Below are 5,586 nucleotides of genomic sequence, written 5' to 3' on the forward strand. Positions count from 1 at the left end.
AACGCCTACGAGATTCTGCTGGCCAGCGTGCTGGCGGGCGGGGCGCTCGAGCCCGGCCGCGATTACAGCCGCATCCTACTCAGGCGGCTGCCGCAGCAGGAGAGCATCGCCTATCTGCCGGACGGCCGGAGCTTCGTCTACAGCAGCGAGGCGCGCGGGAGCGCGGCCGAGCTGGTCAGGTTGAACTGTCTCGATTAGGCGCGAGGTCAGGACCAGGCACGAGGGCAGGATCGCTGCGGGGTTGTTAAGTTTTTTGTGCGCACCGTCACCTAGACTATGAATTGTGAACTATGGTTCGTGAACTATGGTTGGTGGGCAGTGCCGTTTGCCGTCACGCTACCTGTCGACAACTACCGCAACCACAAGCACCGTTGCTGACCATCCTTCGTGGTGCCAAGGGATGTCGGCGCCCGTAGTCAAGACTGAATTCAAGGCCAAGACAGTGGCCGAGCGTGACGATCTATCTATGCGAACCGCCTAAATACCTGACGCTTTTAGCGGGTGTCGGCTTGCCTTTAGATAAGAGGCGAAAGGCACGGTGACGATGTTGAGAAAATCAGGTTCTAAGGAGACCAAAGGTGACGACACCTGTATTCGAGAGCGGTCATCAAGACGCTGCGCTCCCAGCTTCGCTGGATCTCGTCTGCTTTTCTCACCTGCGCTGGGACTTCGTCTGGCAGAGGCCTCAGCACCTGCTGAGCCGCGCCGCGCGCGAACGGCGCACCTTCTTCGTCGAAGAGCCGGTGTTTGGCGCGGAGAAGGCGAGGCTCGAGCTGAGCCCCAGAGACGGCGGCGTCCAGGTCGCGGTTCCCCACCTGCCGGGCGGCCTCTCTGCCGAAGCGGCGGACGCGGCCCAGGAGAGGCTGGTCGAAGCGTTCCTCAAGGAGCGTGGGGTTCAAGACGCCGTCTTCTGGTACTACACGCCGATGGCACTGGCTTTCAGCCGCCAGCTTACGCCGAGCGTTGTCGTTTACGACTGCATGGATGAACTCTCGGCCTTCAAGGATGCCCCCCCGGCCTTGAGCGCGCTCGAGGCCGAGCTCCTGAGCAGGGCCGACGTGGTCTTTACCGGCGGCCAGAGCCTCTTCGAGGCCAAGCGGGCGCAGCACCCCAACATCCACCCCTTCTCCTCGAGCATCGACAAGCCTCACTTCGCCAAAGCCAGGCAGAGGCTCGCCGAGCCCGAGGATCAAGCCGCTATCCCCCGGCCGCGTCTGGGCTATTGCGGCGTCGTCGACGAGCGCTTCGACTTGGAACTCCTGGCGGGCGCCGCCGCGGCCCGGCCAGACTGGCACTTCGTCATCCTCGGCCCCGTGGTCAAGATCGACCCCGCCACCTTGCCGCAAGGCCACAATATCCACTATCTGGGCGCCAAAGCCTATGACGAGTTGCCGGCTTATCTGTCGAGCTGGGACGTAGCCACCCTGCCCTTCGCCCACAACGCGTCCACCCGCTTCATCTCGCCGACCAAGACGCCGGAGTACTTAGCGGCCGGGAGGCCCGTCGTGTCCACCTCCATTCGCGACGTGATCCGGCCCTACGGGGAGATGGGGCTGGTCAGAATCGCGGGCGCCGACGGCTTCGTGGCGGCAGCCCAGGCGGCGCTCGAGGAGGATGCCGCCCAGCGCGCGGCGTGGCTGAGCCGGGTGGACGCGTTTCTGGCCGACCTCTCCTGGGACGCGACCTGGCGGGCTATGAAGGGGCTCATCGCCGCTGCGCGGGAAGCCGGGCAAGGCGCGTCCTCGCGGATCGACGACCCAAAGCCCTCCTGCAACGCCGGCACGACCGTCGCGGCAGACTAAGAGCGGACCAAGAAAGGAAGCTCATGTTCGACTACCTCGTCGTCGGCGCCGGCTTCGCGGGGAGTGTACTCGCCGAGCGCCTGGCCTGCGGCTCCAACAAGCGGATCTTGATCGTTGACAAGCGCTTTCACATCGGCGGCAACGCCTATGACCACTACGACGACGCCGGCGTCTTGGTCCACAAGTACGGCCCGCACATCTTCCACACCAACTCGCGCGAGGTCTTCGACTACCTCTCGAACTTCACCGAGTGGCGAAGCTATGAGCACCGGGTCTTGGCCAGCGTCGACGGCCAGCTCGTGCCGATCCCCATCAACCTGGACACCGTCAACCGGCTCTACGGCTTAAACCTCACCTCCTTTGAGCTCGAGACCTTCTTCGCCTCGGTGGCCGAGAAGAAGGACTGCGTCCGCACCTCCGAGGACGTGGTCGTCAGCAAGGTGGGCCGCGAGCTCTATGAAAAGTTCTTCCGCGGCTACACCCGCAAGCAGTGGGGCTTGGACCCCAGCGAACTCGACGCCTCGGTGACGGCCAGGGTACCGACCCGCACCAACCGCGACGACCGCTACTTCACTGACACCTACCAGGCGATGCCCTTACGCGGTTACACTCGCATGTTCGAAAAGATGCTCTCCCAGCCCAACATCAAGGTGATGCTGGGGACCGACTACCGCGATATCGAAGGGGTTATTCCCTACCGCGAGATGATCTATACCGGGCCCGTCGACGCCTACTTCGGCTACCGCTACGGCAAGCTGCCCTACCGCTCCCTGGAGTTCAGGTTCGAGACGGTCAAGCAGCCCCGCTTCCAGCCGACCGGCACCGTCAACTACCCCAACGAGCAGCCCTATACCCGCATCACCGAGTTCAAGCACCTGACCGGCCAGGAGCACCACGCCACCAGCCTCGTCTACGAGTTCCCGATGGCGGAGGGCGACCCTTACTACCCCGTGCCGCGCCCCGAGAACGCCGAGGTTTACAAGAAGTACAAGGCGCTCGCCGATAGCACCAGCAATGTCCACTTCGTGGGCCGCCTGGCCACCTACCGCTACTACAATATGGACCAGGTGGTCGCCCAGGCGCTCAAGACTTACACCAAGCTGAAGACCAGCCACGCGGACGTTCCGGCTTACGACCACGTCTTCGAGAAGATCGCCACCTGAACGCGGGGCGGACATACCAGCCTTGAATGGGCCCCTTGTAAAAAAGCCTCGGCTGAAGATGATTGACCCAAGGACCACCTGCACCCCCTTATGAGCACCGAACGTATGAGCACCGACGCCTCCGCGCTCCCTGCTACCGCCTCCTCGAGCCTCTTCGAGTCCTTCTGGATGGGCGGCTTCGAGTCGTCCTGCCACATCAACCGCAGGGGCAGGCGGCTCGACATGATCAAAGCCACCCAGCACGACCTTCAGGCCAAAGGCGACTACGCGCTCCTTAGGGGCGTGGGCATCCTCAGCGCCCGCGACGGCGTGCGCTGGCACCTCGTCGAACGGACGCCGGGAAGGTACGACTTCTCGTCGCTCGAGCCCCAGCTCAAAGCCGCCCAAGGGCAAGGCGTCCAGGTCGTCTGGGACCTCCTCCACTACGGCTGGCCCGACTACCTGGACGTGTTCAAGCCGGCCTTCGTGGACCGCTTCGCCCGCTTCGCTGGCGCGGTCGCCCGCTTCGTCAAGGACAACACCAGCACCGCGCCCGTTTATACACCCGTCAACGAGATATCCTTTCTGGCCTGGGCGGCAGGGCAGGTGGGTTACTTTCACCCCTTCGCCAAAGGGCGTGGCGGCGCCCTCAAGCAGCAGCTCATCCGCGCCGCCATCGCCGCCAGCGAGGCCATCTGGGCGGCCGACCCGCGCGCCCGCCTGGTCACCGCCGAACCCGTCATCCACGTGGTACCGCCGCGCGGCAAAGCTCGCTACGCCGGGGCGGCCGCGCGCAAACGCTTAAGCCAGTTCGAGGCCTGGGACATGCTCTCAGGCCGCCTCTCGCCCGAGCTGGGCGGCCAGCCCCGCTACCTGGGCGCCGTCGGCGTCAACTTCTACCACGACAACCAGTGGCAACATCCCGGCGCCAAGAGGCTGGGCTGGGACGAGCACCCGCTCGACGCACGCTGGCTGCCCTTCCACAGGCTGCTCCAGGAGGTCTGGGCGCGCTACGAGCGCCCGCTCTTCGTGGCCGAGACGAGCCACTTCGGCGTCGGCCGGGCGGCCTGGCTGCGCGCCGTCACCACCGAGGTGCAGACGGCGCGCGCACTGGGCGTGCCGCTCCTGGGCGTCTGTCTCTACCCCATCCTGGACCGGCCGGACTGGGACCGGCCGAGGCACTGGCACCACAGCGGGCTCTGGGACCTCAGACCAAAGGAAGACGGCAGGCTCGAGAGGGTGCTCGAGCCCGGCTACGCCGCCGAGCTGCGGCGCTCACAAGAGCTGATCGCGGGCGACGAGGCTGGTTCGGAGGTCAGCGCCACTAGGCGCAGGAGCTAGTGCTTCTAACCGAGGTGGAGACGCAGGCCACCCCATCCTGAGACCGCCTCCCGGACCTTCGGAGGCCGGCGCTCGAGGACCGGAGCAAGCTGCTTGAGCAAGCAGCTTGCTATAGTGTCCAGCGGACAGAAGAGCTTTAGCAGTAAGCGCTTTAGGAGTAAGCGCTTTAGGAGTAAGCCTTATGAACAGCGCGCACGCCTACCCCCGACCTCAACTCGTCCGCTCAGGCTGGCTCTCGCTCAACGGCCCCTGGGACTTCGCCTTCGACCCGGACGCCCGCTGGCGGCTGCCGACTGAGGTTTCCTGGACGGAGCAAATCACCGTGCCCTTCGCGCCGGAGACCGCGGCCAGCGGCCTCGGCGACACCGGCTTCTACTGCGCCTGCTGGTACAAGCGAAGCTTCGAGGCGCCCTCCCTGGGGCCGGGAGAGCGCCTGGTGCTTCACTTTGGCGCCGTCGACTACGCGGCGACGGTGTGGGTGAACGGCTTTATGGTGGCAGAGCACCGAGGCGGCTACACCCCCTTCAAAGCCGACCTCACCCCCTACCTGGGGGCCTCCGGCCCGCAGACGGTGGTGGTCCGCGCCGGGGACGACCCCCACGACCTCGCCAAGCCGCGCGGCAAGCAGGACTGGCTCCTAGAGCCCCACTCGATCTGGTACCCGCGCACCACCGGCATCTGGCAAACGGTGTGGCTCGAGACCCTGCCCGCCACCGCCATCGGCAAGCTGCGCTGGACCGCCAACTTGGAACGCTGGGAGATCGCCCTCGACGCGGTGACGGAAGGGCTGCGCCGCGACGACCTGAGGCTGCACGTCAAGCTCGCCATCGGCGACCTCGTCCTCGCCGACGACAGCTACGCGGTCATCTCGGGCGAAGTGCACAGGCGCATCGCGCTCTCCGACCCCGGCATCGACGACTACCGCAACGAACTGCTCTGGAGCCCCTCGCGCCCCACCCTCATCGAGGCCAAGCTCGAGCTCCGCGACCAGCGCGGCGAGAGGCTCGACGCGGCAGCGAGCTACACCGCCCTCAGGTCGGTGACCACGCAGGAGGACCGCTTTCTCCTGAACGGCCGCCCCTATCCCCTGCGGCTGGTCCTCGACCAGGGCTACTGGCCGGGGACCGGCATCACCGCGCCGAGCGACGAGGCTTTGAGGCGCGACGTCGAACTGGCCAAGGCGATGGGCTTCAACGGCGTGCGCAAGCACCAGAAGATCGAGGACCCGCGCTACCTCTACTGGGCCGATCAGCTGGGCCTCTTGGTCTGGGAGGAGATGCCCAGCGCCTACCGCTTCCGGC

At 65.8% G+C, this 5,586-nt stretch carries 5 protein-coding genes; all 5 read left to right on the forward strand.

Annotation, left to right across the window (positions count from 1 at the left end; all coding sequences use genetic code 11):
- The coding region (locus M3498_00710) for a hypothetical protein (protein MDQ3457816.1) at window positions 1–198 on the forward strand (198 nt) is incomplete at its 5' end.
- 380 nt (window positions 199–578) lie between these two features.
- A complete protein-coding gene (locus M3498_00715) occupies window positions 579–1,802 on the forward strand; it encodes a glycosyltransferase family 1 protein (protein ID MDQ3457817.1) in 1,224 nt (407 codons plus the stop codon).
- Between the two features lie 23 nt (window positions 1,803–1,825).
- Window positions 1,826–2,965, forward strand: coding sequence for a UDP-galactopyranose mutase (gene glf, locus M3498_00720; protein MDQ3457818.1), 1,140 nt, complete (start codon window positions 1,826–1,828; stop codon window positions 2,963–2,965).
- A 90-nt stretch (window positions 2,966–3,055) separates the two neighbouring features.
- Window positions 3,056–4,285 (forward strand): beta-glucosidase, encoded by a 1,230-nt coding sequence (locus tag M3498_00725; GenBank protein ID MDQ3457819.1) that lies wholly within the window; start codon window positions 3,056–3,058, stop codon window positions 4,283–4,285.
- A gap of 181 nt (window positions 4,286–4,466) precedes the next feature.
- The coding region (locus M3498_00730; protein ID MDQ3457820.1) for a glycoside hydrolase family 2 at window positions 4,467–5,586 on the forward strand (1,120 nt) is incomplete at its 3' end.

It is taken from the genome of Deinococcota bacterium (assembly GCA_030858465.1).
Taxonomy (GTDB): domain Bacteria; phylum Deinococcota; class Deinococci; order Deinococcales; family Trueperaceae; genus JALZLY01.